This is a genomic window from Novosphingobium sp. ST904 (genome assembly GCF_001298105.1).
In the GTDB taxonomy this organism is placed as follows: domain Bacteria; phylum Pseudomonadota; class Alphaproteobacteria; order Sphingomonadales; family Sphingomonadaceae; genus Novosphingobium.
Genome location: NZ_LGJH01000147.1, coordinates 25,517 through 51,820 on the forward strand (window position 1 = coordinate 25,517; position 26,304 = coordinate 51,820).

At 66.8% G+C, this 26,304-nt stretch carries 26 protein-coding genes and 2 pseudogenes; 7 read left to right on the forward strand and 21 right to left on the reverse strand.

Annotation, left to right across the window (positions count from 1 at the left end):
* Position 1: 1 nt before the first annotated feature.
* The 13 genes and pseudogenes from ADT71_RS14475 to motA form a co-directional block, all read right to left on the reverse strand.
* Positions 2 to 439 (reverse strand): hypothetical protein, encoded by a 438-nt coding sequence (locus ADT71_RS14475; RefSeq protein ID WP_324696765.1) that lies wholly within the window; start codon positions 437 to 439, stop codon positions 2 to 4.
* A gap of 27 nt (positions 440 to 466) precedes the next feature.
* Complete coding sequence (locus ADT71_RS14480) at positions 467 to 1,333, reverse strand: flagellar motor protein MotB (RefSeq protein ID WP_054437888.1); 867 nt, start codon at positions 1,331 to 1,333, stop codon at positions 467 to 469.
* 12 nt (positions 1,334 to 1,345) lie between these two features.
* Complete coding sequence (locus ADT71_RS14485; protein ID WP_231635889.1) at positions 1,346 to 1,657, reverse strand: hypothetical protein; 312 nt, start codon at positions 1,655 to 1,657, stop codon at positions 1,346 to 1,348.
* 35 nt (positions 1,658 to 1,692) lie between these two features.
* Positions 1,693 to 2,223 (reverse strand): chemotaxis protein CheD, encoded by a 531-nt coding sequence (locus ADT71_RS14490; RefSeq protein ID WP_054437892.1) that lies wholly within the window; start codon positions 2,221 to 2,223, stop codon positions 1,693 to 1,695.
* Between the two features lie 5 nt (positions 2,224 to 2,228).
* The gene (locus ADT71_RS14495; RefSeq protein WP_054437997.1) at positions 2,229 to 2,618 is read right to left on the reverse strand and encodes a response regulator; all 390 of its coding nucleotides are present in this window, start codon (positions 2,616 to 2,618) and stop codon (positions 2,229 to 2,231) included.
* A 12-nt stretch (positions 2,619 to 2,630) separates the two neighbouring features.
* Positions 2,631 to 3,661: pseudogene (locus ADT71_RS14500) on the reverse strand (chemotaxis response regulator protein-glutamate methylesterase).
* Positions 3,658 to 4,545, reverse strand: a complete 888-nt coding sequence (locus tag ADT71_RS14505) for a protein-glutamate O-methyltransferase CheR (protein WP_054437894.1) — start codon at positions 4,543 to 4,545, stop codon at positions 3,658 to 3,660. Before ADT71_RS14505 ends, ADT71_RS14500 begins: the two are co-directional and overlap by 4 nt.
* Positions 4,545 to 5,036, reverse strand: coding sequence for a chemotaxis protein CheW (locus ADT71_RS14510; RefSeq protein ID WP_054437897.1), 492 nt, complete (start codon positions 5,034 to 5,036; stop codon positions 4,545 to 4,547). The genes ADT71_RS14505 and ADT71_RS14510 overlap by 1 nt, the downstream gene beginning before the upstream one ends.
* Positions 5,033 to 6,331 carry a chemotaxis protein CheA gene (locus ADT71_RS35745; RefSeq protein WP_369818263.1) on the reverse strand — a complete coding sequence of 433 codons (1,299 nt, stop codon included), beginning with the start codon at positions 6,329 to 6,331 and terminating at the stop codon, positions 5,033 to 5,035. The genes ADT71_RS14510 and ADT71_RS35745 overlap by 4 nt, the downstream gene beginning before the upstream one ends.
* Before the next feature lie 5 nt (positions 6,332 to 6,336).
* On the reverse strand, positions 6,337 to 7,251 hold the full coding sequence (locus tag ADT71_RS35750) for an Hpt domain-containing protein (protein ID WP_082370357.1): 915 nt from the start codon (positions 7,249 to 7,251) through the stop codon (positions 6,337 to 6,339).
* Positions 7,248 to 7,613: a response regulator gene (locus tag ADT71_RS14520; protein ID WP_054437898.1), complete on the reverse strand. Its 366-nt coding sequence runs from the start codon at positions 7,611 to 7,613 to the stop codon at positions 7,248 to 7,250. Before ADT71_RS14520 ends, ADT71_RS35750 begins: the two co-directional genes overlap by 4 nt.
* Positions 7,610 to 7,948: an STAS domain-containing protein gene (locus tag ADT71_RS14525; RefSeq protein ID WP_054437901.1), complete on the reverse strand. Its 339-nt coding sequence runs from the start codon at positions 7,946 to 7,948 to the stop codon at positions 7,610 to 7,612. The genes ADT71_RS14520 and ADT71_RS14525 overlap by 4 nt, the downstream gene beginning before the upstream one ends.
* The gene (motA, locus tag ADT71_RS14530) at positions 7,932 to 8,816 is read right to left on the reverse strand and encodes a flagellar motor stator protein MotA (RefSeq protein WP_054437902.1); all 885 of its coding nucleotides are present in this window, start codon (positions 8,814 to 8,816) and stop codon (positions 7,932 to 7,934) included. The genes ADT71_RS14525 and motA overlap by 17 nt, the downstream gene beginning before the upstream one ends.
* Positions 8,817 to 8,956: 140 nt before the next feature.
* On the opposite strand from motA, the gene ADT71_RS14535 reads away from it, so the two are divergent.
* The 3 genes from ADT71_RS14535 (at position 8,957) to ADT71_RS14545 (ending at position 12,872) form a co-directional block, all read left to right on the forward strand.
* Complete coding sequence (locus tag ADT71_RS14535) at positions 8,957 to 9,370, forward strand: flagellar biosynthesis regulator FlaF (protein ID WP_369818264.1); 414 nt, start codon at positions 8,957 to 8,959, stop codon at positions 9,368 to 9,370.
* Between the two features lie 185 nt (positions 9,371 to 9,555).
* Positions 9,556 to 12,255, forward strand: a complete 2,700-nt coding sequence (locus tag ADT71_RS14540) for a PAS domain S-box protein (protein ID WP_231635890.1) — start codon at positions 9,556 to 9,558, stop codon at positions 12,253 to 12,255.
* Positions 12,252 to 12,872 (forward strand): response regulator transcription factor, encoded by a 621-nt coding sequence (locus tag ADT71_RS14545; protein ID WP_054437906.1) that lies wholly within the window; start codon positions 12,252 to 12,254, stop codon positions 12,870 to 12,872. The genes ADT71_RS14540 and ADT71_RS14545 overlap by 4 nt, the downstream gene beginning before the upstream one ends.
* Positions 12,873 to 12,973: 101 nt before the next feature.
* Here ADT71_RS14545 and ADT71_RS14550 read toward each other — a convergent pair whose 3' ends face one another.
* The 6 genes and pseudogenes from ADT71_RS14550 to ADT71_RS14575 form a co-directional block, all read right to left on the reverse strand.
* Positions 12,974 to 14,404 carry an alginate export family protein gene (locus ADT71_RS14550; RefSeq protein ID WP_082370359.1) on the reverse strand — a complete coding sequence of 477 codons (1,431 nt, stop codon included), beginning with the start codon at positions 14,402 to 14,404 and terminating at the stop codon, positions 12,974 to 12,976.
* A 234-nt stretch (positions 14,405 to 14,638) separates the two neighbouring features.
* Positions 14,639 to 15,517 (reverse strand): RNA polymerase subunit sigma-70, encoded by an 879-nt coding sequence (locus ADT71_RS14555; protein WP_054437908.1) that lies wholly within the window; start codon positions 15,515 to 15,517, stop codon positions 14,639 to 14,641.
* Between the two features lie 169 nt (positions 15,518 to 15,686).
* Entirely contained in the window at positions 15,687 to 16,703 is a 1,017-nt protein-coding gene (locus ADT71_RS14560) for a hypothetical protein (RefSeq protein WP_054437909.1), read from the reverse strand.
* Positions 16,700 to 17,128: a hypothetical protein gene (locus ADT71_RS14565; RefSeq protein WP_054437911.1), complete on the reverse strand. Its 429-nt coding sequence runs from the start codon at positions 17,126 to 17,128 to the stop codon at positions 16,700 to 16,702. Before ADT71_RS14565 ends, ADT71_RS14560 begins: the two co-directional genes overlap by 4 nt.
* On the reverse strand, positions 17,125 to 18,486 hold the full coding sequence (fliI, locus tag ADT71_RS14570; protein ID WP_054437913.1) for a flagellar protein export ATPase FliI: 1,362 nt from the start codon (positions 18,484 to 18,486) through the stop codon (positions 17,125 to 17,127). Before fliI ends, ADT71_RS14565 begins: the two co-directional genes overlap by 4 nt.
* Positions 18,487 to 18,505: 19 nt before the next feature.
* Positions 18,506 to 18,942 (reverse strand): annotated as a pseudogene (locus ADT71_RS14575) (flagellar biosynthesis repressor FlbT).
* Between the two features lie 179 nt (positions 18,943 to 19,121).
* Between ADT71_RS14575 and flgE the strand changes: the two are divergent.
* The 3 genes from flgE (at position 19,122) to ADT71_RS14590 (ending at position 23,517) form a co-directional block, all read left to right on the forward strand.
* A complete protein-coding gene (gene flgE, locus ADT71_RS14580) occupies positions 19,122 to 20,429 on the forward strand; it encodes a flagellar hook protein FlgE (RefSeq protein WP_369818265.1) in 1,308 nt (435 codons plus the stop codon).
* A gap of 72 nt (positions 20,430 to 20,501) precedes the next feature.
* Positions 20,502 to 22,598 carry a flagellar hook-associated protein FlgK gene (flgK, locus tag ADT71_RS14585; RefSeq protein WP_054437915.1) on the forward strand — a complete coding sequence of 699 codons (2,097 nt, stop codon included), beginning with the start codon at positions 20,502 to 20,504 and terminating at the stop codon, positions 22,596 to 22,598.
* Positions 22,599 to 22,608: 10 nt separating this feature from the next.
* Entirely contained in the window at positions 22,609 to 23,517 is a 909-nt protein-coding gene (locus tag ADT71_RS14590; RefSeq protein ID WP_054437917.1) for a flagellin, read from the forward strand.
* 107 nt (positions 23,518 to 23,624) lie between these two features.
* Here ADT71_RS14590 and ADT71_RS14595 read toward each other — a convergent pair whose 3' ends face one another.
* Together ADT71_RS14595 and ADT71_RS14600 are read right to left on the reverse strand one after the other, a co-directional pair.
* A complete protein-coding gene (locus ADT71_RS14595) occupies positions 23,625 to 25,391 on the reverse strand; it encodes a hypothetical protein (RefSeq protein ID WP_054437919.1) in 1,767 nt (588 codons plus the stop codon).
* A gap of 49 nt (positions 25,392 to 25,440) precedes the next feature.
* A complete protein-coding gene (locus ADT71_RS14600) occupies positions 25,441 to 25,716 on the reverse strand; it encodes a hypothetical protein (RefSeq protein WP_054437921.1) in 276 nt (91 codons plus the stop codon).
* Between the two features lie 88 nt (positions 25,717 to 25,804).
* Here ADT71_RS14600 and ADT71_RS14605 point away from each other — a divergent pair, with 88 nt between their 5' ends.
* Positions 25,805 to 26,236 carry a hypothetical protein gene (locus ADT71_RS14605; RefSeq protein WP_231635891.1) on the forward strand — a complete coding sequence of 144 codons (432 nt, stop codon included), beginning with the start codon at positions 25,805 to 25,807 and terminating at the stop codon, positions 26,234 to 26,236.
* Positions 26,237 to 26,304: the final 68 nt, after the last annotated feature.

A 26,304-nucleotide genomic window follows, 5' to 3' on the forward strand; every position in this document is an offset into this window, starting at 1 on the left:
CTCAGACCGGCGCGGCCTGCGTGACGACTACGCGCCGCACCAGATCCTTGCCGTAGACCTCGACGGCGGCATCCATCACCACCCGGCGGAAGGCGTCGACGCTCGGGATCATGCCGTCCGGCCCGCTGGCGAGCGGCGTGCGGTAGGTCCGCATGTTGACCGCGTTGAGCAGGAGCGGAAGCTGGCCCGTCACATCCTCGGCCTTGCCCTTGACGACTTCCACCTGGCACTCGAACGAGACATAGCCGGCAAGCCGGCCATCCGGGAAAGTGAGCGGCGCAAGCATGGTGCCGGTGGGCACGAATTCGGTCTCCACCTTCACGGGGCCGAGATCGGGCATGACCTGCGGGAGGAACTGTCTGGCGGCATAGGCGCCGCCCACGCCGACCCCGGTGCCCACGACAAGGGCGACGAGGCCGATCACGATCCGCTTGATCACGGTAATCTCCAGTCTTTGCCCATCACGTCAGAACTTGAAGCTCGCATCGCGCGGAAGCGCGGAAGGCTCGGCCATGACGACGATGGTGATGCGGCGGTTTTCGGGGCGGTCCGGGCGGTCGGGATAGACCGGCTCGGTCCCCGCCTTGGCGACCACTTCGGCGAAGCGATCCGCCGGCAGTCCCGAGGCGACCATCGCCGCGCGCGCCGATAGCGCGCGCTGGGCGGAAAGGGTCCAGTTGGCCTCGCTCTGGCCGCCGGTGCTGTCGGTATGGCCCTCGATCGCGACCTGAGCGCCGGTTCCGGCGAGCTTGCGGGCGATCCGGCCAAGCAGGTTGCGGGCATAGTCGTTGAGCTCGGCAGTGCCGCCCTTGAACATGGAGCGGTTGGCATTGTCCATGAGATGGATGCGGAAACCGTCGCGATCGGGCTCGACGTCGATGTTGCGCTTGCCCTGCGAAGGGTCAACCGGCGGGTCGAGCGAGAGCTGCATTTCCTGGGCCATGACGCGCAGCGCCGCCTCGGGAATGTCGGCGGTGCCGCCGCGGGCCGCGCCCTTGGTGCCCGCTTCGGCCGAGGGTTCGCCCAAGGCCTCGCTGTCGGAGGACTGGTTGCGGCGGCTGTGCCCGCCAAGCCCGGCCTGCGAACCGGGAAGGCTGGTCAGCGTCGTGGCCGGGGAGGATTTTTCGGCATTGGGCGAGAAATATTCCGCCAGCCCCTTGAGCTGCTCCTTGTCCGGGTTGGCCAGCAGCCAGAGCAGCATGAAGAAGGCCATCATCGCGGTCACGAAGTCGGCATAGGCGACTTTCCACGCACCGCCGTGATGGCCGGCATGCGCGTGTTTCTTGACCTTGCGGATGACGATAGTGGGATGTTCGTCGTTGCCCCGTGCCACGCTCCGAATTCCTCAGTCGAGAGCGGCGCGAAGCCGGTCCTGCATCACGCTCAGGCGTACCTGGCCAACCGCGTCGCCCACGCTCTGCCCGCCCGCCACGCGGTCGAGCAGCGCGGCGCTCTCGTCCACGTGCTGGGCGATCAGGTCGAAGGCCTGGAGCTGGTCGATATAGTCGAGGACGAAACGCTCATCGGTCACGAGCACCCCGGCCAGTTGCTCCAGCAGTTCGCGGGCCACGCGCATCTCGCGCGCCAGGGCCTGCCAGAGCGGCGCGGCCGGCCCTTCGACCGATCCTGCCGCCAGCCCCTGATTATCCATTGTCATTGCTTCCCCCTGAATTTCCGTCCGCTGTGCCATGGTCAGAACAGCTCCAGTTCGCCGGTCGGCTGGAAGACCGGCATGGGCTTGGGACGGACGACCGGCGGCAGCGGCTGGTCCTTCACCAGCGTCGCGCGTACGCGGCCCTCGTAAGGCATGAATTCCACCTTGCGCGCCTGTGTGCCGCCAAGATCGCAGTGATCGAGCGCGATCCCTTCGGTCTGCATGAAGTTCCGCGCGAACTGCCCGTTCTTGGTGCCGATCCCGCCCAGTCCGGCCACGATGTTGGCGCCGCCGTAAAGGTGGCCCCGCAGGCGCGAACGCTGTGCGCCGCGCTTCATCAGGGCATTGATCAGCAGTTCCATCGCATGGACGCCATAGCGCTGCATGTCCGCCGGATTCACCGGCGCATCGGCGCCCGGCTCCCCCAGCAGGAAGTGGTTCATACCGCCCACCCGCGCGACCGGGTCTTGCAGGCAAGCCGATACGCACGACCCCAGCAGCGTCGAGATGACGACGCCGGGCTGGTTGACGACATGATATTCACCCTGGACGATGGCAACGCGGCGCATGTCGGTCAGACCAGTTCACCAAAGACGCGTTCGATCTTTTCCTTCAGCGCGGCAGGCGCGAAAGGCTTCACGACGTAGTTGTTCACGCCCAGTGCCGCAGCTTTCTGGACGACTTCCTTGTCCGCCGAGCCGGTGAGCATGATGAACACCGTCTTGCCGATCACCGGGTCCTGACGAACCGCTTCCAGGAACTCCAGCCCGTCCATGTCGGGCATGTTGTAGTCCGAGATGATGAGGTGAACCCGGTCGGACTTGATCGCGGCCAGCGCTTCCGCCGGCCCCGCCTTGTCGCGAATATCCTTGAAACCCAGATCCTGAAGCGTGCGACGGATCATCGCGCGCATACTCGTCTGATCGTCGACCACCATTACTTTTATTGCAGACGCTGCCGGCATGAACCGCTCCATTTACCGCCGACACGCGCCGAGGATAGCCTCGGGCATGGCGGACAAACTGAATTCCTTCTCGACCGCGCCCGCCTCGAAGGCGGCGCGCGGCATTCCGTAGACCACGCAGTTTCCCGGCTCTGGCCGAGCGTGCGGGCCCCGGCGTCGCGCATGGCCTTGAGGCCAAGGGCGCCGTCCGATCCCATTCCGGTGAGGATCACCCCGACCGCGCGCGAACCGAGCCGCGAAACCGACCGGAACAGCACGTCGACCGAAGGCCGGTGACCGCTGACGGTATCCCCCGCGACCAGCTTGACCTGGCCGCTGGTGCCGCCAAGCAGTTCCATGTGCTGGCCGCCGCCCGGAGCGAGGTAGACCGTGCCCCGGCGCAGGTTCATGCCGTTCTGGGCCTCGACGACCTGCACGCGCGCTGCCTTGTCCAGGCGCACGGCGAAGCTGCCGGTGAAGATCGCGGGCATGTGCTGGACCACCAGCACCGGCGGGCAATCCGGCGGCAGGGCGCCGATGATCGAGAACAGCGCTTCCACGCCGCCGGTGGAGGCGCCCACCGCGATCACCACGTCGCGCAAGCTGCCCTGCGCGGCGTTGACCGGCGTGGGCGGGCTCGCCGTGCGGCGCACCGAGGAGCGCGCCGCGGCCTTGACGATCTTGCGCAGCAGCGCACCGTCCTGCGCGATTTCCAGCGGATTGCCGGAAGGCTTGGCGATGCAGTCCACCGCACCGAGACGCATGGCCTCGATGGTCGCTTCCGTCCCGCGCGCGGTCAGCGTCGAACACATGACCACCGGCATCGGGCGCAGGCGCATGATGCGTTCGAGGAAGGACAGGCCGTCCATCCCCGGCATCTCGATATCGAGCGTGACCACGTCGGGATTGAGCGACTTGATCATCTCGCGCGCGGCATGGGGCTCGGGCGCCATGCCGACGACCTCGATGCCCGGATCCTGGCTCAGCAGCTTGTTCAGCAGCGCGCGCATCGCGGCGCTGTCGTCGACGATGAGGACACGGGTCTTTTCGGGCGCTACCGTCATGCGGCGCCTCCGTCGTTGCGGGCGTAGATCGTCTGGCCGACAGGCTTCATCAGCCGCGCGGCGGGACCGATCAGGCGTTCCGAATGGCCGATATAGAGATAGCCGCCGGGCGCCAGCATCTCGACGAAGCGCGCCTCCAGCTCGGCCTTGGCGGTATCGTCGAAATAGATCATCACGTTACGGCAGAAGATCACGTCGTACTTGCGCCGCATCGGCCAGGGCTCGAACAAATTGAGCACGCGGGCCGCCACCAGCTCGCGCAGCGGCTCGACCACGACGTGCTCGCCGCCGGCTTCCTCGCGCATCCAGCGCTTGCGATAGGTTTCCGGGATCGGCTCGACCGTGGCGGCGGGATAGCGCGCCTCCTGTACGGACTGCACGACATGCGGGGCAATATCGGTGGCCAGCAGGCGCACATCGCCCTGCCGCAGCCATGCCGCGCTGGTCGGGCCGTCTCCGGCAAGGCACATGGCGATGGAATAGACTTCCTCACCGCTGGAGCAGCCGGCCGACCAGATGCGCACCTTTTCGCCCCGGCGCGCGCGGTCCTGCAGCATCGGCAGGACATCGCGGCGCAAGTGGTCGAAGTGGTGGTTCTCGCGGAAGAAATGCGTGTGGTTGGTGGTCAGCGCCACCACCATGGCATGACGTTCCACGGCATCGCGCTGGACCAGCGCGACGTAGTCCACGAAGCTGGACAACCCATGCTCGCGCAGGCGGCGGCTCAGGCGCGAGTGGACGAGCGTCATCTTGGCCTCGACCAGATGGATGCGCGCCTCCCGCTGCATGATCGCGGCGATGTCGCGGAACTGCGCGGGGCGCAGTTCGGCCGTGCCGGACAGCGCGCTCCCGCTCATTCCTTCAGGGGCAGCCAGCGTGCTCATCAGGCCACGAAGTCCGGGACCTGCCGGGTCAGGCTCAGCGCGTCGAGGTCGAGCAGCAGGCACATGGCTTCGGCATTGGCCGCGTCATGCGTGCGGCGCTCGATCTTGACAAGGCCGGCGATGGCGCCCTGTTCGTTGATCTCGACATCCGGCGCAGGCTGGATCTCGCTGCCCTGGATCACGACGATGTCCTGCACTTCGTCCACCAGAAAGCCGGCGTGACGACCGGCAATGGTGACGACGAGGATGCACGAGCGCGAATGCAGTTCGCTCGGCGCCCAGCCCAGGCGCTCGGACAGGCCGACCACGGGAACCACCGAACCACGCAGGTTGGTCACGCCCTTCACGTAAGGCGGGACACTCGGCAGCGGGGTCGGTTCTTCCCACTCGCGGATTTCCAGCAGCGAACGCATGTCGATGCCGAACAGGCGGCTGCCCAGCGTGAAGGTGACGATCTTGCGTTCGTCGAGTTCGGTGTCTTCGGTGCTCATGCTGCCATTCCTTTCAGCGCATACTTGGAAGAGCCGCCGGTCGGCGCGACCAGGGCATCGATGTCGAGGATCAGCGCGATCGAGCCGTCGCCGAGGATGGTGGCGCCGCCGAGCCCGCGGATCGGGTGGAGGTTGTCCTCCAGGCTCTTGATCACGACTTCGCGGCGGTTATCGATCGTGTCGACCATGAGGCCGACGTTCCCGGCCGTCTCGCTTTCGACGATGATGACGAGCGATTCCTCGGGCGGACGGTTCGAACCGACGCCGAACATCTCTCCGACCCGGCGCACCGGCAGGTACTGGCCGCGCAGTTCGATGACCTCCGAGGTCGGCGAGGTCGCCTGCACCTGTCCCGGTTCGGGCTGGACGGTTTCCACCACGTTGGCGAGCGGCAGCACGAAGCGCTGGTCGCTCAGGCGCACGATCATGCCGTCGAGGATCGCCAGCGTCAGCGGCAGGCCCATCGAGAAGGTCGTCCCCTCTCCCGGCACCGAGTGGATTTCCAGACGGCCGCCCAGCGCCTCGACGTTCGAGCGGACCACGTCCATGCCGACGCCGCGACCCGAGATGTTCGAGATCGTCTCCGCCGTGGAGAACCCCGGCGCGCAGATCAGGCCGTCGATCTCCTCGTCGGAGATCTGGGCGTCCGCCGCGATGATGCCGCGCTCGATCGCCTTGGCGCGCACCCGTTCGCGGTTGATGCCGCGCCCGTCGTCACGCACGCGCACGATGATGCGCGCGCCTTTCTGCTCGGCCGAAAGGTGGATGGTGCCTTCGGCGGGCTTGCCGGCGGCGAGGCGCTCCTCGGCGCTTTCGATGCCGTGGTCCACCGCGTTGCGGATCATGTGAGTCAGCGGATCGCCGATCTTCTCGATCACACCCTTGTCCACCTCGGTCATCTCGCCGATGGTTTCGAGCACGACCTTCTTGCCGGTTTCGGCCGAAAGGTCGCGCAGCATGCGGGGCACGCGCGAGAACGCCTGCTTGATCGGCTGCGCGCGCAGCGACATGACGTTGTCCTGGATCTGGCGCGTCAGGCGCGACAGTTCGGGAAGCTCGACACGTTCCTGGTCGGCGGGCGAAAGCCGGTCCGACAGGATCGATCCCCGGATCACCAGTTCGCCCACGAGGTTCAGCAACTGGTCGAGCTTGGACAGATCGACGCGGATGGACTGCGCCACTTCGACGCTGGCCTGCCGCGCTTCCGCCTTCGGCTTCCCCGGCGCTGCCGCCGGCGAAACCGCCGCCGCCGGAGACACCGCAGCAGCCACCACGGGGGCCGGTTCGACCGGCACGAGCGTCAGCAGCTCTTCCGGAGCGGCAGCGGTTCGAACACGCCGAAGCCGTCGAATTCATCGGCGACGGATTGTTCCACCACCACCATGGTAACGACCGCTTCCTCGCGCTCGATCTCGATCAGCGAGTCCGGTGCCACGAAGTCGAAACAGTCGCGAATGTCCTGTTCGCCCACGGTGCCGGGAACGTGCAGGGTCCAGACGAAATAACTGTCCTCGGGGTCGAGGTCGCGCAGGCCGGGCAGCGTGTCCATCTCGACACCGGTAACGGCAGCGCCCATGTCCTCCAGTTCGCGGATCACCAGCATCGGCTCGCCGCCATTGGCCAGCGCGCCGCGCGACGGGCCGAAGCGAACCGTCCATCCGGCGGGTTCGGCGGGCTCGGCCGGGGCGAAGTCCTCAAGGTCGACCGCCACCGGCTCGAAGCCGAAGGGATCGAAGTCCTCGATCACCGCGGCAACCGGGGTGAAGCCGAAATCATCCGCCTCCGCAGCGGGAACGGGTGCCGCGACCGGCTCTGCCGCCGCGACCGCACCCTTGCTTTCCAGCACCGCGTCGAGCTGCTCGAGCATCGCGGCGTCCGCCGGCGGCTCGGTGCCGCTCTGCGCGGCGGTAACGTGGTCCGACAGGATATCGAATGCGCCCAGCATGATCTGGGTCACTTCGGCGCTGGCCGGGATGCGCCCGCCGCGCACTTCGTCGAGCACGTTCTCGAACCGGTGCGAGAAGGCGAGCAGCGCGGCATGGCCGAAGGCGCCCGAACCGCCCTTGATCGAGTGGACCGCGCGGAACACGCCGGCGATCGTCTCGGACGAGACATCGCCCTCGGCCATGGCCGAAAGACCCTGCTCGGCCACGGCGAGACCTTCGACACACTCCTCGAAGAAGATGCCCTGGATTTCGTCGAGTTCGTCGCTCACGGGCAGACGCGGCGCACCGCCGCCCCCAGTTTGGCCGCTTCGAACGGCTTGGTGATCCAGCCGGTGGCCCCTGCTTCGCGCGCACGGGTCTTCTTCTCGTCCGAGAATTCGGTGGACAGCACCAGGATCGGGGTCCCCCGGAATTCCGGCACCGCGCGCACCGCCTCGATCAGTTCGAAGCCGTCCATCTTGGGCATGTTGATATCGGTGATGAGCAGGTCCGGCTTCACTTCATGCATGCGCTCGAGGCCGTGCTCGCCGTCATCGGCGACTTCGACCTGGAAGCCCTGCGCAGCCAGCGAGGCCTTTAGAAGCATCCGCATCGAGGCGGAGTCATCGACGGTCAGGATGAGTTTGCTCACGACGGAAATTCCTCTTCAGAAAAGCCGACGGCTTCTGCCAGTCCGCAGGCCTGCACGCGCTCGACGAAGGCCGTGCTGGGATTGACGATCTCGAATTCATGGCCGGCCTCGCGCGCTTCGGCGCGGGCGGCGACAAGCAGTTGAAGCACCGCCTGTCCCACGGTCTCGACCTGGCTCGCATCGATGTGCATCGCGCCATCGAAGTCGCAGGCAAGGACCATGCGGACCCGCAGGTCCTCCGCGGTCACGGTGGACCCATGGACAGGCAGTTGCAGCGAGCGATCCTCGCTGGCCAGCCCGGCTTCGGGGCTGACGGTTTCAGGCAGGCTTGGCATTGAGCTGATCCTTCACTTCGTCGAGCGCGGTCTCGAGCTGCGTGAACGAGGGCGCGTAAGGCGAAGGGGTCATGCGGCGCGCCAGTTCGATGGCGACTTCCGTAGGCTGGCCCTGCGCGTGCCCGACGATGGCGGTCTTGACGATGAGATATGGCTTGAAATCGGAATCGATGATCTGCTGCAGCTTCTGCGCGATCGGGCCGACGAGACAGTAGGCCAGAAGAACGCCCAGGAAGGTGCCGACCAGGGCGCCGCCGATCATCGCGCCGAGGATCTCGGTGGGCTGGTCGATCGAGCTCATGGTCTTGATGACGCCGAGAACGGCGGCCACGATGCCCAGCGCAGGCAGGCCGTCGGCCATCATCTGGAGCGCGTGCTGCGGCGCCATTTCCTCGGCGTGGTGGCGCTCGATATCGCCTTCCATCGCTTCGGCAAGCTGGTGCGGGTCCTCGAAGTTGACCGTCATCATGCGCAGGTAGTCGCATGTGAATTCAATGAGGCCCCGGTCGTCCAGCAGACGGGGATAGCGCATGAAGATCGGGCTTTCCTCCGGCGCGTCGAGATGCTTCTCGATCGAGTTCGCGCCTTCCTTGCGGAAGGTGGCAAGCAGCGCGAACAGCAGCGCCAGCAGATCGCGGAAGTCCACTTCGGTCCAGCGACCGCCCTGGAACACGCGCTTCACGCCGGCCCAGGTCTTCTTCACCGTGGTCATCGAATTGCCCAGGATGAAGGCGCCGACCGCCGCGCCGGCGATCGCCAGCATTTCGTGCGGCAAGGCATGGAAGATGACCATGATATTGCCGCCCGACATCAGGAAGCTGCCGAATACGCACAGCAGGATGACGACGAGGCCGATGGCGTTGAGCATGAAAAAGGTCCGCGAATGGTGGCCGCAAAAGGTTAGGAGGCTCTCGCCTTGCGTTAGTTATAGGATGCTTGCGCCGGGGCCGGTGCCACACCACCGGATTTTCCCGAGGCCATGCGGCTCACCGCAAACCCGCGACCGTTTTGCCCCGCTTCGTCCTATATGGAGAAGGCAGTCGTCCTCGCGGGAGCCAACATGTCACTCAATGCCTATCAGCGCGTGCAGCAGATCGCGGCCACGCCACGCCGGAACGAATACCGGCTGATGAGCCAGATCACCGGCGAGATGATCGCCGCGCGCGATGCCGGCCTTCGCGGCGCGCGCTCGCGCCGTCCCTGCACCGCAACCGTCAGGCGTGGACCACGTTTTCGACGATGTGTGCAACCGAAGGCAATCAACTTCCCGATGACTTGCGCGCCCGGATCATTTCTATCGGAATGTGGGTAGAGAAGTACACATCGCAGGTCATTACCGGCCGCGATACCATCGACGATCTCATTGTCGTTAATCGCGCGATTATCGAAGGACTTGCAAACGAGAACGGGACCGGCAACTAAGGAATCATACTTATCCGCGGTTAGTAATTTTTTCGAAAAGATTATCAATCGCTTACTGGCTGCCCCGGGGAGATTGGCCGAGGACCGTCTACCCCGTCTATTTACAAACACGTCCAAACCCTTAATGGCCCGAACGTCCTGATACTGGAAAGTCAGGGCGCAATAAGCGGGTCGGAATGCAGGAATTGAATCCTCCGCCACAGCGCATGGGCGGGTCGCTTCCTGTAAGGATGGTTCCGGCCGTTCCCGTCTTCGTCGCCGTGGCGCACCTTGTTTGCGTGATCGTCCTGTCCGGCTGGTATCTCGGGAAACCGGGCCTTGCCGGATTGGGCGGAAGCGACTTCCTGATGCAGCCGCAGACGGCGGTTTCCTGCCTTGTCATCGGCATATCCGTTATTCTCGCCGGTCTGGGCAGGCGCGACGCCAGCCGCTGGGTTCTGGCGCTTCCCCTGCTTATAGGATCGGCGGCCCTCGTACAGGAATTGTCAGGGTACTCCTTCGGGACCGACCCCTTGCTCTTCCCGGAGAGCATCCGCCACCAGTTGCGCCCCTTCCCCGGCCGCCCCGGCATGCTGCCCGCCATCACGATCGTGCTGGTCTGCCTGGCCGCCATGGCAGTGGCCTCCCGCAGCGGCATGTTCCGCCGGATGACCGTCACGTTCGCCTGCGTGGCGATCGCCATCGCCGCTATCGCCGGAAGCCTGGTCCCGCTGGGCATCAGCAACCTCGCGCCCGCCACCCGCCATGCGCTCATGTCGATCCCGACTGCTCTTGCCCTCAGCCTGCTGGCCATCGGCATCATCGCGCTGCGGCGCCAGTACGCCTGGCCCCGCAACCCCGCCTGCGGGTTCGGTTCGGGCACGCTCCAGTGGTGCCTGATCCTGTGCGTCTCGGTGCCGGTAATTTCCGCGCTGCTCCGCTTCTGGGGCGAACGCTCGGGCCAGATCGGGCCGGAGCTTGCCCAGATCGTCCAGGTCGTGGCGCAAGTCACGCTGTCCTGCGCGCTGATCGCCTGGGCCTGGATGCGGATCGCGCGCGAAAGCGGAGCGCGCTGGGCCGTCAATCTCGCGCTGGACGAAGCCCCGATCGCGATCACCGATCCTGACGGCAAGATCCTGCGCTGGTCGCGCGGCTGCGAGCGTCTCTACGGCTGGTCGTCCGAACAGGCGCTCGGCCGTTTCGAACACGAGCTGACCGGCGCGCCCCCGCTTTCGCCCGGGGAAGAGGAGAGCCTGCTCGGCGGCCAGCGGCAGGAGTGCGAAATCAACGCCTTCCACGCGGACGGCACATCCCTGCGCATCCTGCTGGGGCGTCAGGCCGTGCAGCCCCGCTCGGACCTGCCGGCAATGGTGGTCCTGTCGATGACCGACATCACCGCCCGCCAGCAGGCCGAGGATGCCATGCTGGCCAGCGATGCCCGCCTTTCTCTGGCGGTGGACCTGCATGAGCTGGGCATCTTCGAATGGTCCAGCAAATCCGATTCCTTCGTCTTCCACGGCCATGCAGAACGCCTGTTCGGAGTGGAGCCCGGCGCCTTCCAGGGCGGCATGTCGGACTGGATCGGCCACCTCGCCACCACGTTCGACACGACATTCCTGCCGCCCGCCACGCCCGAACACTGGCAACCGGGACGCCATGCCTTCCGCTTCCGCTCGATCCGGCCGGACATGCCCGACATCGTGGAGGGCACTGTCCACATCCACCGGGGCGAAGCGGCATGGGACGTTTCGATGATCGGCATCGTGATGGATGCCAGCGAGCGAGAGCGGCATGCGGAAATGCTCCGCTCCCGCGAATCCGAGCTGCGCTCGATCCTGGAGACCGTGCCGGAAGCGATGATCACCATCGACGGGAACGGGCAGATCCGCTCCTTCTCGGCCACGGCGGAAACACTTTTCGGCTATGCCGCGCATGAGGTGCTGGGCAAGGATGTGCGGATGCTGCTGCCGCAATATGTCCGTCCTTCGCCCGAACCGGCGCTGCGCAGCCTCACGCCCCCGGCGCCGCCCCGGATCACCGCGGGGCTGGACCGCGAAGGCAACGAACTTCCGATCGAGATCGCGGTCGGCGCCGCGAACATCGGCAACGAGCGCATTGCCATCGCCTTCATCCGCAACCTGCGGGAGCAGCTGGCGACACAGGCGCGCCTGAACGAATTGCGCGAACAGTTCCTCCACGCCTCGCGGGTCAGTGCGATGGGCGAGATGGGGGCCGGCCTTGCGCATGAGCTCAACCAGCCGCTGACCGCGACGTCGAACCTGCTGGGCGCCGTGGACCTCCTGATGGAGCGTGACGGCGATCCCCGGCAGCTTCGCTACATGCTCGACCTCGCACGGCAGGAGGTGCTGCGCGCCGGCGCGATCATCCGCCGCATGCGCGCCTTCGTCACGCGGGGAGAACTGGATATCCGCGCCGAACCGCTGGAGGACGTGATAGCCGAGACGCTCCAGCTCGCCCGGGCCCGCAGCCGTGCGCCGGGCGTTCGCCTGCACTACCTTCCTCTCGGCGCGGCACCTTGCATCCTTGCCGATCGCATCCAGATTCAGCAGGTTCTGGTCAACGTCATCAACAATGCCTTCGACGCCCTCGAAGGCCATAACAACGAGTCGCCCGAAATCACCATATCCACCCGCCAACTGCATGATGGCCACATCATGGTCAGTGTTGCCGACAACGGCCCCGGAATGCCCGAGGCCATCATCAGCCGCCCCTTCGAAGCCTTTGCCTCCACCAAGGCCAACGGCATGGGACTGGGGCTTTCGATCTGCCGACGTATCGTGGAAGCGCATGGCGGGCGCTTTTCGGTGCGCAATGTCGCGGGCGGCGGCGCGGCGGTCGACTTCACCCTGCCCACTTATTCAGAGCTGGAGCTGAAGACCGGATGACGTCGCGACGCATCTATATCGTCGACGACGATCTCGCCGTAAGGACCTCGCTCGAATACCTGCTGTCGATGATCGGCAACAGCCGGATCACCAGCTTCGATTCCGGCGACGCCTTTCTGGAGGCGGCGGCCACGCTCGAACCGGGGTGCCTGCTGCTGGACCTGCACATGCCGGGTACCACCGGCATCCAGGTCCTGAGCACCGTGGGCGGGCGCCCCACGCGCTTCGTGCCGATCGTGCTCACCGGGGAAGGCGACGTCTCGGTGGCGGTTCAGGCCATGAAGCTGGGTGCGGTGGACTTCATCGAGAAGCCCTGTGACCATCTCAAACTGATGGGGGCGGTGGAATCGGCATTTTCCCAGCAGGCGGCCTCCACTGTGGAGGAGCGGCGCAAGGAAAAGGCGATCTCCCTGCTGGAGCAGCTTTCACCGCGCGAACTGGACGTGCTCAAGGGATTGATCGACGGTCAGTCGAACAAGGTCATCGCCCACGATCTCGACATCAGCCCGCGCACGGTGGAAATCTACCGCGCCAAGCTGATGGAAAAGCTCCAGGTGCGCAGCCTGTCCGAAGTGCTCCGTATCGCTTTCGCGGCCGGGCTCGTACCGATGGACTGAGGCGGCAGCGCTGGCTCAAGAGGAACCGTGGAAGCGCCTGCTCCGCCCGGCTCAGGAGAGTGACGGGCGGAGCAATGCTCGGGGTACGGTTCTATTATAGGTCAGAAATCGAAGTAGAGATCGACGTAGCCATATTTCGTGTCGCCGCTCTGCGGTGCATTGGGCGCCTCCTTCAGGAAACGACCCTTGGCGAGATAGGCCACACCGGTATCCACACGCAGCACATCGGGGATCAGGGTGCGGCGATAGCGCGCCTCGATCTGGTGCCCGCCGAAGCGACCGCTCTCTCCCGCCGCGTCACGCACGCCTGTCGAGGAGAAGCTGTCCGTCTTCGAATCCAGCCAGAGCGCGCGGTACATGACCATGATATCGGAAACCTTGTCCGGCTTCACTTCGCCGCGCACGCCGCCCGACATCAGGTTGAAGCGGCCGATCGCGCCATAGAGGCTGGTGGGGCCGAAATCGAAGCGACGCGCGCCGAACAGGGTGTCGAAGCGGTTGTAGCTTTTCGATCCCGCCTTGTCGCCGCTGCCCAGGTCAAAGTCCGCCGAAAGGCGCGGCTGCCAGCCGCCGCCGAAGGTGCGCCCGAACTCGGCATGGATCAGGTAGGCGGAAACGTCGAGGTCGGTCACGTCGGCGCCGGAGGTCGTCAAGCGGGTGGAGCCGAACTGGTAGGCGCCTTCCAGGTCGTAGTCGAACTTGCCGGCGGTCGGCTTGCGCCATGCCCGCAGGCCCGGCGTGTAGAGATGGCGGTTGCGGGTCGGCCGGTCGGCTCCGTCGCGCTCGTCGAGGCCATAGGCGTAGACTTCAAGCGTACCGCCCAGAACTCCGCCCTTGGTGAAGCTGGCGCCGTAGAACTGGAGGCCGGTGGTCTCCTTGTCCCACTTGACCGAATTGTCGTGGATGCCTTCGCGATCATCGGGCAGGCGCAGTTGCGGCATCGCCCAGAATGCAGTGAACTGATCGCCGCCGTGGCCCTTCCACTGGAAGTTCGCCCCGGTGAAGGCATTGGTGGTGTTGCGGAAGGCCTGCCGCGCAACCAGCCGGCGCGAACCCACGTTCATGGTGAAGCGCCCGGCAGTCAACTGTCCCTTGGTGCCGCCCGCCATATCGAAGTCCAGCCCGACATAGGCCTGGACCAGTTCCATCGCATCGACCTCGTTGGTGCCCGCCGAAGAGTTCGACTTCTCGCCATAGGCGCGCGCATCCCACAGTTCCCCGCCAACACGCCATGGGCCGCCGTCATATTCCACCTGGAGCGTGGTCTTGAGCGCGAGCAGCGCATCGTCCTGCGCCGCGTTGGGGCGGAACTGCCCGTCGATCCCTTCGACGCGGGCGCGCACTTCGCCCTTGACCGTCAGCCCTTCGGGCGCACCGAGCGCCGTTTCCAGCCACCCCTGCGCCAGCGCGGCACCGGCGTTCCCGGCCAGCAGCACACCGCCGCCGACCACCGCCAGCGCAGTGCGGCCGGCCCCGGACAGCAGAAAGGAAACCCGGCCCTTGCGGACCGGGTCGGGGAAACCGAAAATCATGAAAAACCTCCCGATACTTGCGGTCCATTATAGAGAATGGACGATCATCTACCGGGCTGGAAAGCGCAATTTTGTCCCGATCCATGGAAGGCCTGAGTATAGAACCGAAATTCCGGCCTGATCCCAGTTACTTGCAAGGAACCAATAGTTTGCAGGCGGCGTAAGCGCCCCGTACAAGGCCGCACATCAGCGCGGCGGCGAGATCCGGCCTTGCCGGATCTCGCGGGAAATCCATCAGTGCGCGGAAGCCGGTGCCACCATGGACTGGCGGTATTCCGCCATCATCAGGAAGCGCGGATCGGCGCCGGCAAGGTCGCTCATGGTCTTGGCCGCGCGCTTGGCGATCTGGCGGACACGCTCCTTGGCAACGCCGGTCTCGTCCTCGATCATGTCCAGCGTGGCGATGTCGAACAGGCGCCCTTCCACGACCTTGCGGTTGTGCTCCAGACGCTCCTCGAGTTCGGCCAGTTCCACCGGATCGATCGCCGCCTTGCCCGTGCGCCAGACCGAACGCCGGGTGCCCGCTTCTGCCCGCACCGCCTTCTTCGGCTGGGCGCGGCGCTGGATGCGCTCGATGCCGATATTGCGCAGATGCTCGACGTAGCTTTCCGTCAGCGAGGCCATGGCCGAGCGCGCGAGATAGTCCGAAGCACCGGCTTCGGTGCGGTTCAGAGCGTCCTCATCCTCGATCGAGGCGACGATCGACTGGCCTTCGCCGTCCTCGCCCACGCTGATCGCGTCGAGAGAAACCGTGGTCGCCTCCACCTTCCGCGCCGAAGGGCGCTGGTCGGTCATAAGGCGGAAGCGCAGGCTCTGGAGTTCGCCCCGGATCTGCCAGTTCACGAAAGTGGTGAATTGCGCCTTTTCCGGTTCATAGGCCTGGATCGCGCGGTGAACGGCGATCGCACAGACCTGTTCGGCATCGTCCCAGTGAGCGACGAGCCCGTACTGGCGGATGAAGTGGCGGATGCGCGGTGCGATCAGCTTGATGATCCGCCCGAAGGCGCGATCGACGACGACCCGCTGGCGCGGTGACTGCGCCTCGCCCTCGGCCGGCATATTGTCCCGGACGGTCGCAACCGCGGCTTCCAGAGCAACAGTGATCTTCGACATGGTGAACCCCCGGTCAGTCGGGAAGCGCCGGGCGCCCATCGCCGCCGCTGCCCCTTCAACGAGACCGTTGTCTCGTGAATTTCTGAACGAGAGGTTAATCCTATATCGGTTTTCCTATATTTCCTATATTTTCTGCCGCAACCGGAGCACGGCGCAGCCGGGAAAGGCTTCAACCGGCAAACTTTTCCGGCCTGATGTTGCGCCCTACATAATCCATTAACCACGAGCGGTGCGCGGCAACCGCGCTTCCGGCCATCTCGATTCGGTGAGTCGCGCTGGTCGTGCCGACCTGGGCATTGAGCAGCTTGCGCGCACGCCCGGGATCGAGACCGCCCTTGAGGAAGCGAACCGCGTCGCCCAGCCCCAGGTGGTGACCGAGATAGGCCGACTGTGCGAGTTCCACGACGCTGCCGCCGATGCGCACGCCCGAGCCGCGCAGGGCATCCAGGTTGGCCCGCGCATAGTCCGCCGTCGTCTCGATCGCGGCCTGCGGATCGTAACGCAGCGCCAGCAGCGCGCCGCGACTTTCGCCGCGCACATGGCCCCGCTCGTTGAGCCAGCCGTTCTGCTGCGCCATGGCGTGGAGCCAGGTCCCTTCGCGTTCGGCCTGCCCCTCCCAGGTACCATTCAGGAATTGCCCGAGACCGGCCGCGCTGGAGCGGGGATTGCGGGAATAGGGCAACCAGCGCCCGTCCGCGCCCTTGGCCGCTTCGGCGTTGACGATCGTGGCGAGCGCCGCCGCCGGTATGCCGGTGCGCGATGCCGCCGCCCCGAGAATACCGGAATATCGGGCGTTCGGTCCGCCCTGCATCGCCAGTGGGCCGCCGCCGTCGGAACCCGCATCCGCGCCGTCCCCGCCGCCATCGCGGCGCGGGCCGCGCTCCCCGTCCTGCCAGTCTTCGGAAGCGCCGGAACAGGAAGGCTGCCGCTCCGCAGCAGGCACGGCCACAGGCTGCGTCGCCGCTTTCGTGCGTTCGTCCAGCAGGGCCAGAAGCCCGTCGAGACCCAATGGATCGGAGCGCTTGTCGACCAGGCCGGCGGCCTTCTCGTCGTCGCCGCCGCCCAGCGCCGCACGCCAGAGCCGGCCGGACAGTTCGCTGCGGGCCTGGGTATAGATCACTTGCGCCTTCTGCGCGGGCGTAAGCCCTTGAAGCGCCGCGCCCTGAAGCGCCGTACCTTCGATCATGCCGGACGCCCGCGCCGCCGGGCCTTGATGAACGAAATCGCGGAGAAATCGTCGATCCCGGCCTGTTCGGCATTGGCGATCACGCGCTCGGCATCCTGACGATAGCCGTCCGCCGCCGTCTCGATCGCACGGAAAGTGCCATAGGCATCCACCGCCATGTCGCGCAATTGTTCGAGCCGGGCCTTCAGTTCGGCCTGCCTGACGGAAAGCTGCCGCCGCTCGCCGCGCATGCGCTGGAGATAGGCGTGCGAACAGACGCCAAGGTCACCCGCCGCCAGATCGGCCTCGCGCCGCATCGACACCGAGACCCGCTCGCGCGCCTGTTCGACTTCGCCGAGCGCGCCGGCCTGGGTGCTGATCGCCCTGCTCATCTCGTCGATCTCGCGCTGCTGCACGCGCAGCGCGGCGTCGTAAGGGGTCTTCATGCGATTTCTTCCTCGGGCGCGTCTTCGGAGGCTTCACCGGGCGGGGCCATGAGCGATGCCAGCATCTCGAAGCTCTCCTGCGCGAAGCCCCGCTCTCCCTTGCCCTGCTTGAGCAGTTCCTCGATCATCGGGGCAACCGCCACGGCGCGGTCCACCTCGGCGCTCGATCCGGCGCGGTAGGCGCCCAGCCGGACCATTTCCTCCATGTCGTTATACGTCGCCATTTCGCGCCGCGCGGCAAGGCGGATGCGATTTTCCTCATCGCCCAGCGCGTGCGGCAAGGTGCGCGAGACCGACTTGAGCACGTCGATCGCCGGATAGCGACCGCGCTCCGCGATCTTGCGGGTAATGACGATATGCCCGTCGAGAATGCCGCGAACGGCATCGGCGACCGGCTCGTTATGATCGTCGCCGTCCACCAGCACGGTGAACAGGCCGGTGATCGCGCCCTGCCCCGGCAGTCCGGGCCCGGCGCGCTCCAGCAGGCGCGGCAGTTCGGCGAAGACGGTGGGCGTATAGCCCTTGGTGGCGGGCGGCTCGCCGCTGGCCAGGCCGATCTCGCGCTGCGCCATGGCGAAGCGGGTGACCGAGTCCATCAGGCACAGCACGTTGAGCCCCTGATCGCGGAAATGCTCGGCCACGGTCAGCGTGGTCCATGCGGCCTGGCGGCGCATCAGCGCAGGCTCGTCCGAAGTGGCGACGACGACGACGCTGCGGGCAAGGCCTTCCTCGCCGAGATCGTCCTGCACGAATTCCTGGACCTCGCGGCCGCGCTCGCCGATCAGGCCGATCACCGCGACATCGCATTCCGTCCAGCGCGCCAGCATCGAGAGCAGCACGGACTTGCCGACGCCGGAACCGGCGAAAAGTCCGAGGCGCTGGCCCCGGCACAGCGGCGCGAACAGATCGAGCGCGCGAACGCCGGTGGAAAGGCGCGAGCCCACGCGCGCGCGCGCGGAGGCGGGGGGCGGCGAGGCCTTGATCTTGCGCAGCATCGCCCCTTGTTCCAGCGGCCCCTTGCCGTCGATCGGCCGGCCGAGCCCGTCCACCATGCGGCCGAGCCACTGGCTGGAGGGACGCAGGGCGAACTGGCTGGCGGAAAGGTCCGCGCGGGAACCGGACGCGATGCCCTGCGGCTCGCTGAAAGGCATGCAATGGGCGATCCCGCGGTCGAGCCCGGTCACTTCCGCCTCGACCGTGCCGGTGGGCGAATTCAGAGTGACGCGCGAACCGATCTGGGCGGCGCCCGAAAGCCCCTCCACCTCGATCAGCGCCCCGCGCACGGCAACCACGCGGCCATAGCGCTGGTCAGGCGTGAGCAGGCGCAAACCGGCGGCGGCGGCGGCAAGACTGGCCATGGGGCGGGTCCTGCGCCGGTCAGGCAGCGGAAACGGAAACGGGCTCGGCGGCGGCCTGCGCCGTCGATTCGAGCCGCGCCAGGGCGTCGGTCTCGTAGCCGATCAGCCAGCGGCAGTCGGCCAGCGCCGCATAGAACTGCCCGGTCGCCACTTTCTGCGCGAAACGGATGCACACCGCTTTCGCTCGTGCGACTGCAAGGCGTCCATCAGCGTCTCCAGCCGCTCCAGCAGCGCCTGCTGGTGGCGCGGCAGGTCGGCCTGGTCGATATAGGCCATCATGCAGGCGAAGTAGAGCTGGCGCGCCGGGGTGTCTGCCTCCTCGGGCTTCATCACGTCGCGCCCGCGCAGGATCGTCGCCCCGTTCTCGACCATGAGATCGGTACGGCCAACCGCGCGCAGAACCGCGCCGTTGACGATAACCGGCTCGCCATTGCGAAGCGAAATGCGAAGAGTCATGCCGAAAGCCCCCGTGACATCTTTCTCCGTTATAGGATGACCTGCGACAGTACGGCGGCAGTCGGCACAATTTTTCACGCCATCACGCACGGTTGCCCCTCCATTTCTTCCTACAATGGCACTGTTCGGTGGCCGGTCCAATGCGTTGACCTCCCGGCCGACACGCACAGGAGAATGACATGAGCCTTTATTCCGCTCTCTATGCAGGCGTATCGGGCCTCGGCGCGCAGGCGAGCGCGATGGCGACCGTTGCGGACAATATCACCAACGTGAACACCATCGGCTACAAGGGCGTCTCGGCACAGTTCCAGACCCTCGTCACCGACGGCAACATCAAGAGCAGCTATTCGGCGGGCGGCGTCACCGCGGCCCCCAAGGCTCTCATTTCCAAGCAGGGCCTGCTCCAGGCTTCGAGCAGCCTGACCGACATCGGCATCGACGGCGCCGGCTTCTTCGTCGTGCGTTCGAGCGCCGACGCCAGCGGCGCCATCGCCTATACCCGCGCCGGTTCGTTCACGCCGGACTCCGACGGCTACCTGCGCAACACAGCAGGCTACTACCTGATGGGCTGGCCGCTCGATTCCGACGGCAACTACGTCAACAACGGCGGCACCGGCGCGATGGAGGCGATCCGTCCCGGCGCGCTGACCGGCGCGGCGCAGGCCACCACCAAGATCCAGCTGCGCGCCAACCTGCAGTCGACCGCGGAACCGATCACCGGCACCTATGTCGCCGGTTCGATGACCTCGGGCGCGCTTTCGCCGCAGTTCTCGCGCTCGGTCGAAGTCTTCGACGCGCAGGGCACCTCGCACACCCTGACGTTCAACTTCGTCAAGACCGCCGCCAACGAATGGGCCGCCGAAATCTCGGGCGATCCGTCCGAGATCTCCACCATCGGCGGCGCGGCCGTCACTGACGGCCTGCTGGCCAGCGGCACGGTGAAGTTCAACGCCGACGGCAGCCTCGACCTTGCCGGTTCGGACGCCTCGCTGTTCTCCAACCTCGATATCGGCTGGACCAACGGCGCGGGTTCGAGCCCGATCCGCCTCAACCTCGGCTCGGATGACGGGCTTGACGGCCTGACCCAGTTCGGCAGCGATTCCGCCCTGCTCTCCTCCAGCGTCGACGGCGGCATGCTGGGCACGGTGGCCTCGGTGAACATCTCGGACACCGGCATCGTCAGCGCCGTGTTCGATGACGGCACCACGCGCGCGATCTACCAGCTTCCGATCGCCACCTTCCAGAACCCGGACGGCCTGACCCGCGTCAGCGGCAATGCCTACGTCGCCTCGCAGCAGTCGGGCAACGTGGCCATCAACGAGCCCGGCGCATTCGGCGGCGGCAACATCTCCTCGGGCGTGCTCGAAGCTTCCAACGTCGACCTGGCGCAGGAATTCTCGAACATGATCCTGTTCCAGCGCGCCTACAGCGCCTCGTCGAAGATCATCACCACGGTCGAGACATGCTCCAGGAAGTCAGCAACCTGAAGCGCTGACCGGGCGCGCCGGGTTCCGGCGCCCCATAATCCCAGAACGACGACTTGATAGGAAACCGAGCCAGTGTCCCTGAATGAAATCCTCAATTCCGCCATGTCCGGTCTTGCGGCCTCTCAGGCGGGGATGCGCTCGGTTTCTAACAACGTCGCCAACGTCGGCACCGCCGGTTATGCCCGCGAGGCGGTTTCGCTCAGCACCGGCGTGGCCGGCGGCCGTGTCAGCGGCGTCATCATAGGCGAGCCTTCGCGCGTGGCGGACAAGTTCCTGGAGAACGCGGTCTACCAGCGCGCGGGCAATGCCGGTCGCACCGAAGCGGTGTCGGGCTATCTCGACCGCCTGCAGGCGCTGCTCGGCTCCTCCGATTCCTCGTCCGGCCTTTCCGCCCGCCTCAGCGCCATCACGTCCTCGGTGAACGAGATCGCCGGCCTGCAGGGCTCGGCGCAATCGGTCGCGCTGTTCACCGGCAATGTCGCCGACACGATCGACACCCTCAACCAGTTGCAGGACGATGTCTCGAACCTGCGCGGCGATGTCGAGACCGAAGTCGGCTACACGGTCGACCGCGTGAACGTGCTGCTCCAGAGCATTCACGACCTCAACAACGAAGTCGCCAGCCTTCAGGGCCTGGGGCGCAGCACCGCGGGTCCGGCGGACCAGCGCATGTCGGCGCTGGAAGAACTCAGCGGGCTGATGAACGTCACCGTGCGCGAGCAGTCCGACGGACGCGTCACCATCGACACCGCATCCGGCCAGGTCCTGCTCGACAAGCGGCTGCGCCAGCTCAGCTATCCGTCCGGCGCAGGCGCTTCGCAGGCGACTTACCCCGCGATCGACATCCGTTTCGCCTCCGACAACGGCACCATGGGCGCCTCCACCGGCGAAAAGATCGATTCCACCGCGATCGGCGGCAAGCTGGGCGGCCTCATCGACATGCGCGACCGCGCGCTTCCCAATTTCTCCGAACAGCTCGGGCAGCTGTTCTCCGGCCTCGCCGAAACGCTGAACAAGGCCTCGAACGAAGGCACGACGATGCCGCCGCCGCAGACGCTGACCGGCGAGAAAAACGGCCTGATCGGCAGCGACCGGCTCGGCTTCACCGGCAAGGCGACCTTCGCGGTTGTCGCCAAGGACGGCACGCTCGTTTCCAAGACGACGATCGATTTCGACGCGCTCGGCCCCACTGCCACCGTCGATGACGCGGTTGCCGCCATCAACGCCCAGCTTTCGCCCGATGCCACCGCCAGCTTCGTGAACGGCGTCCTTTCGTTCAGCGCCGCATCGAGCGCCAACGGCGTGGCGGTGGCGCAGGATGCCGACACCCCCAGCGACCGTGCGGGCGTGGGATTCTCCCAGTTCTTCGGGCTCAACAACCTGGTCCGCTCGGACAGCAGCGCACTGGCGCCTTCGGGCTTCACCGAAAGCGATCCCCACGGCTTCGGCACCGGCGAAACCGCGCAGATCGTGCTGCGCGACCCGACCGGCAAGATCCTCGCCAACTATACCATGACCGGATCGGTCGGCTCGACGTTCGGCGACCTCGTGACCGAACTCAATGCCAGCCCGCTCGCGGCATTCGGCAGCTTCGCGCTCGACGACAAGGGCCGCATGGCCTTCACGCCGACCGCCAGCGCTTCGGGCTCGACAATCTCGATCCCCTCGGATTCGACCAACCGCAACGGCACCGGCCTGTCCTTTTCGGCGCTGTCCGGGCTGACCGGCGCGGCCAGCGGCCTCAACAAGGCCGAAGTCAGCCCCGGCGTCCTGTCCGACACCACCAAGCTGCCGCTGGCGCGCCTGCAACTCGATGCGGCCGTTGGCGAAAAGGCGATCGGTTCGGGCGATATCCGCGGCGCCACCGCCTTCGTCGACGCGCTTTCCGGCCTTGTCGATTTCGGCAAGAACGGCACTGCGACGATCGACACTTTCGCCAATCGCCTGCTGGGCAGCGCGGGCTCCGAAGCCTCGCTGGCCAAGACCGCCGCAACCGATGCCTCCGCGCGCCTGAGCGACGCGCTCGACCGCCGCGACAGCTACTCCGGCGTCAACGTCGACGAGGAACTGGCGCAGATGGTCATCCTCCAGAACAGCTATTCGGCTGCGGCGCGCGTGATGACCACCGCCTCGGAAATGTACGATACCCTGATCGGTATGCTGAGATAAGGACCTCCAGATGACCCGCGTTGCGACCATCCCCCTGCAGAGAACGCTTTCGGGCGCGATCCAGCGCTCGCAGGCGAGCCTTGCAAACAGCCAGCTCCAGCTCGCATCGACCAAGAAGGCCACCGACTACGCCGGCCTCGGCCTCGACGCGGTGCGCACGCTCTCGGCCCGCTCGATGCTGGCGCAGCAGCAGTCCTACAAGAACATCTCCAGCCGCGTGACCACCACGCTGCAGATGTACGATGCCAACCTCAACCAGATCGACAGCTCGCTTTCCGACCTTCAGGAACAGCTGATGACGGCGATCGGCACCGGCGATTCCCCCGGCATCCAGTCGATGATCGAAGGCGCCTTCAACGGCGTGCGCACCGCGCTCAACGCCAAGGAGGCAGGCGTGCCCCTGTTCGCCGGGTCGCAGACCTCGGACGAGCCCTTCGCGCCCAAGACGCTGAACGACACCATCGGCCTCGACGCGGCCGACGCCTTCACCAACGACCAGGTCCGCCAGTCCAGCCGCATGGGTGACGGCGTGGACGTGGAATACGGCATCGTCGCCAGCGACGTGGGCACCGGCCTGATCCCCGCCTTCCGCACGCTCGCCGAAGCAGGGCCTTACGGCGACAAGCTCACCGATGCGCAGAAAGTGGCGATCCAGCAGGCGATCGACCAACTCGACACCGGGCTTGTCAGCGTGCGCGCGGTGAATGCCGAGAACGGCCGCAAGCAGAACCAGGTGGAAACCCTCAACGACCGCGCCGTCGACCGCGCCAACCTCCTGACCGAAGTGATCGGCTCGGTGGAAGACGCCGACCTCGGCCAGGTGGCGATCGACATCACCCAGCGCCAGACGATCCTGGAAGCGAGCTACTCGGTCTTCGCGCAGCTCTCCAGCATGTCCCTGGCGAAATTCCTGACCTGATCGGGCAGGAACGCGGACAGCAAAAAGGGCGCGGGATTTCGATCCCGGCGCCCTTTTTCGTTTGCCCGTCCTGCGCGATCAACGTCACGCGGAAAGACCGGCGCGCCCTATCCCTTGGTCGCGCTTCCCGGCGCGCGTTCGAGCAGGTCGGCGAACTCGCCTGCCGGACTGGCCGAAGGCATGGCGGCCATGGCCCGCGCGAGGTTCGGCCCGGTGGCCTCCTCCGGGCGCCCTGTCAGCATTTCGAAGACCGGCGCGGCGGGCAGGCCCCGGAACGCCGCCGCATAGCGTGCATGAAGCCCGGCAAGGCCTTCCTCGCGGCCGAGCATGGCCAACGAGATCGCGTGACGCAGCACCACCGCCTGACCCACTGTGTCCAGCGCCCGGCCGCTTGGCAGGGAGCCCGCCGAAGCCTCCGCATAACGGGCCCAGTCCCGCTGCTTCCAGAGGATCTCGGCACGCAGAGTATCGGCGGAAGGCACGTCCTGAAGCACCGCCATGGCCTCGTCGATGCGGCCGATCTGGCTGAGCGCCGCGGCCTCCACGCGCTTGCGGGCGGCGATCATGGCATCCGGCAGCGAAGGATCCTCGGACTTGCGCAGGGTATCGAGCGCACGGTCGGGCCGTCCGGCAAGGATGAACAGCGTCGCCACGCGGGCCGAGAGCGGGCCGCGCGCCAGATCGCCGGCACGGACGAAGAGCTGGTAGGACAGCAGGTCCGCCGCGCGCTCGTAAAGCCCTGCCTGCTGGAGCCGCTCGGCCAGGTGGCTGGCCATGAGGTCACCCTCGGCCCCGCCCGGCGCAATGTCGCGATAGTCCCAGTAAAGCCCGGCCGCCTTGTCGAGCGGGAGCTTGCGCGCAGGGTCCAGCGCGGTCGCCAGCTTGGCGCGCAGGCCGGGAAGGAAGTCCGCGCCCTGCTGCCCTGCATCATGATAGCGGAACAGGGCCGAACCCGCCGCCAGCGCCCCGGTAAGGTCTCCGCGCGCATCGTAGAGCTTGTAGGTGAGCCGCAGCGCCCGCTCCTCGATGGCATCGCCGCGCCAGGCATAGCGGATCGCATCGAGCCGCTTGAGCGCCGCCTCGGGGCCGACGGTGTGGTGCGCCACTTCGGCTTCCACCTCGCTCAGCCGCGCGTCCATGCGCTGCTCCATCGTGCCCGATTTCTCGACACGGGCGAAGCGCAGCCGCGCCTCGTCGGCATGGCCCTGCGCCAGTTCGGCACGGCCACGGTAGAGGTTCGCCGCCGGATCGCGATCCGGCAGCGGGGCGAGCCACTGCATCGCCTTGGCCGGTGCCCCGCCCTCGACAGCGGCACGGGCGGCGGCAAGCACGAAAGCCTTGGGCCGGGGCGTGGTCAGCGCGCCCCGCGCGCAGTCGAGCTGCGCCAGCGCCTGATCGGCCAGAGCGCTCTGCGCCAGCGCCCTCAGGCGCCAGGCGCAGGCTTCGGGATTGGTGCCCAGCCCCGCCGCGCCGAGCGAGGCGAGCGCATCGGGATAACGGCCGAGCAGGGTCAGCGCCGCCCCTTGCGCCAGCCGGTAGGTATCGACCATCTCCAGGTCGGGATCGTCCTGCCGCATGACTTCCAGCACGCCGAACGCCTCTGCCCCGCGCTCCTGCCCGATCAGGCTTCGGGCATAGTTCCAGCGCGCCTGCTGCCGCTCGGGCTGCGGCGCGCGGGAGAGGCGCATCCACGCATCGTCTTGCGAAATCCTGCCCCAGGCGGCGGGACCGACGATGGCGGGCTGCTGCGCGAGGTCGGCGGCGAAGCCCGGCAGACGCGGCGGGCGCGGCAGTGCCGGCCGCGCGGGCTCGGGCACGCGCATGGGTGCGGCCGTGGCGCTGGTAACGGGCGCGTTCACGGTGGGCGCGGCCACGAGCGCGCGCCCGGGATGAGCGCGGCAGACGCCAGCAGGCGAGTAAGAATCACATCAAGGCTCCGGGAAACATGACCGACATCGTGAACAGGGCCCCGCCCAGCAGGCAGCCGAGCAGGAACAGCAGGGCCGCGCCGGCCGCCCAGAGCAGCCCGCCGCCCTCGCGCGGCCTGGCCGCCGTGCCGCTGTCCACTCCGGCAAGCTGGACATTGTCCGTCCGACGGCGCGCAGGCGAGGCCCCTGGCGCGTTGGCAGCCGCAGGATTGCGCTCCGGAACGCCGGAAGAGAACACCCTGACCTTGGCCGGACGCTGATCGCTGCTCATCTGGACCTGACTCCTGAGGTTTCATCCTATTATAGAAGGACAAACCGCAAGGCGTCCGCGCACGCCGGACCCGATCTGGAGTTGCCGAATGCCCCGTCCCGCCTCCTGCCGCAGTGCAACGACCCTCGCGGCACTGCTTGCGGTGACGCTCGGCCTTGCCGCCTCCGCTCATGCAGAGGACAAGAAGGCCGATCCTCTCCCCCCACCGGACCCCTCGTTCCTGGCGATGGACGACATCGACGCCCCGATCATCGACAGCGGCCGCATCGACGGCGTGCTGCACGTCTCGATCGTGGTGAAGACCAAATCGGCGGAAAGCGCCGCCGAACTGGCGAAGCGAATGCCGGAACTGCGTGCGGCCTCGCTGGCGGCGGCGATCGAATTCGCGCGGCTCCATGCCTCGCCGTTCACGCCCGTCAACGTCGCGCGGCTCTCGGCGATGATGTCCCCCCCGATCAAGCGGCTCGACGCGGGGATCGAGAAGGTCCTGATCGTGAAGGTTTCAGCCACCGAATCCTGAAGCCCGCCCCCGGCCGCACCGCCTGACCCACAAACGAAAGCCCCCCGCCCGTCAGACCGGACGGGGGG